Source organism: Rhizobacter sp. P3_B12, from assembly GCF_056402895.1.
In genome coordinates, this window is sequence record NZ_JBFUGN010001107.1 from 1 (window position 1) to 1,886 (window position 1,886).

1 protein-coding gene, 2 tRNA genes and 1 pseudogene are annotated in these 1,886 nt (G+C 64.2%); 1 reads left to right on the forward strand and 3 read right to left on the reverse strand.

The genetic code is table 11. From position 1 onward, the window contains the following. Nucleotides 1–108: 108 nt before the first annotated feature. Nucleotides 109–912: pseudogene (locus AC1D01_RS32640) on the forward strand (alpha/beta fold hydrolase); the annotation flags it as partial. Between the two features lie 100 nt (nt 913–1,012). Here the strand turns inward: AC1D01_RS32640 and AC1D01_RS32645 are convergent. From AC1D01_RS32645 to AC1D01_RS32655, 3 genes are all read right to left on the reverse strand, one after another. Further along, a tRNA-Cys gene (locus tag AC1D01_RS32645) sits at nt 1,013–1,086 on the reverse strand. A 76-nt stretch (nt 1,087–1,162) separates the two neighbouring features. After that, nucleotides 1,163–1,238, reverse strand: a tRNA-Gly gene (locus AC1D01_RS32650). 139 nt (nt 1,239–1,377) lie between these two features. Beyond that, nucleotides 1,378–1,886 (reverse strand): S16 family serine protease (locus AC1D01_RS32655; protein WP_477873646.1); only part of this gene is annotated, 509 nt, incomplete at its 5' end.

Below are 1,886 nucleotides of genomic sequence, written 5' to 3' on the forward strand. Positions count from 1 at the left end.
GTAGCCTCGATATGGACGAGGCATCAGCCCCCGGCACGTTGCCGCCGGAGGCGGGGTACAGGGAACGCGGATTGCCCCACATCTTTGGACAGACGACAAAGGAAGCCGATGGACAAGATCAAGGTCGCGGGCCACGGAGTCGAGATCGCGCTGCGAACGGCCGGTGTCGCGAGCCGTCCGGCGCTGTTGCTGCTGCACGGGTGGCCCCATTCACATGCGCTCTACGAGCCGGTGCTTCACGACTTGTCTGAACGCTTCTTCGTCCTCGCGCCCGATCTGCCCGAGATCGGCGAGTCTCGTGGCGCGCCACGATCGGCCGAGAAGACGGTGCTCGCCGACGTGCTGCTCGCTGCAGCCGAGCAAGCGGGGGGCCGCGACATCGTCGTCGCGGGCATCGACGTGGGCGGCATGATCGCTTTCGCCGCCGCCCGCGACCATGGCCAACGCATCCGTGGCGCGGTCGTCACCAACACCGTCGTGCCCGGCCTCGATCCCTGGGAGAAGCTGCTGGCCGATCCGCGCATCTGGCATTTCGCCTTTCATGCGATCCCCGATCTGCCCGAGACGATGGTGCAGGACCGGCAGCGACCGTACTTCGACTACTTCACCAACGCGCTGGCGGGCAACTCCAAGGCAGTGACCGAGGCGTACCGAGCGCGCTTTGCCGAAGCCTATGCGCGGCCCGAGGCCTTGAAGGCGGGCTTCGATTGGTACCGTGCGCTCGCCGCCGACGCGGCGCACAACGCGCGTCCGAAGGCCATCGAGACGCCGCTCATGTACCTCCGCGGAGACGCCGATGGCCGTTCGCCGGACGACTACCTGCCCGGGTTGCGCAAAGCCGGCGTGCACGATCTGACGAGTGCGGTGCTGGCGGGCAGCGGCGAATTCGCGCCGTTCGAGGCGCAGCGGGCTTTTGTCGAGGCGCTGATGGACTTTGGGTCGTCGGTGGCGAAACGGTCAGGTAGTGCGGCCTCGAAATGCAAACGGCTCCCGAAGGAGCCGTCTTTTACTGTGGAGGCGCGGGCCGGAGTCGAACCGACCKACACGGATTTGCAATCCGGTGCATAACCGCTTTGCTACCGCGCCCCGCTTAACTTGTCTTGCCTTGAAGCTCTTGCGTCATCTAGGCAAAAAGGGAAGCCCGAAAGCTTCCCTTTGAATTTGGAGCGGGAGACGAGGCTCGAACTCGCGACCTCAACCTTGGCAAGGTTGCGCTCTACCAACTGAGCTACTCCCGCTTTGCCGGATCTTTCGATCCCTTGATCAACCTGCTTGGCATCGCATTGCTGCATCTGCTTCGCTGTATCAATCAAGACTCACAGTATATGTTCAAAATCGGCCGCTTCGCAAGAGCGACCGATTTTTTTCCAACTTTCTTCAGTGCTTCAGCGCGTCGGTCGCAGGCGCAGTGGCCGGTGCCGTCGTCGCAGCGGCAGCCTCGGTCTTGCCGTCGACCTTCGGTGCCTCTTCATCGGCCAGCGGTTGCGGCACCGACTCGAGTGCGATCTCCAGCACCTGGTCGATCCACTTCACCGGCACGATCTCGAGGTGGTTCTTCACGTTCTCCGGAATGTCCTGCAGGTCCTTCGCATTCTCTTCCGGGATCAGCACCGTCTTGATGCCGCCGCGGTGGGCCGCGAGCAGCTTCTCCTTCAGGCCGCCGATCGCCGTGACCTCGCCACGCAGCGTGATCTCGCCGGTCATCGCCACATCGGCGCGCACCGGGATGTTGGTCAGCGCCGACACGAAAGCCGTCGTCATCGCAGCACCCGCGCTCGGGCCGTCCTTGGGCGTCGCGCCATCGGGCACGTGGATGTGAATGTCGCGCTTCTCGAACATCTCGTCCTTGATGCCCAGGCGGCGAGCACGGCTGCGCACCACCGAAC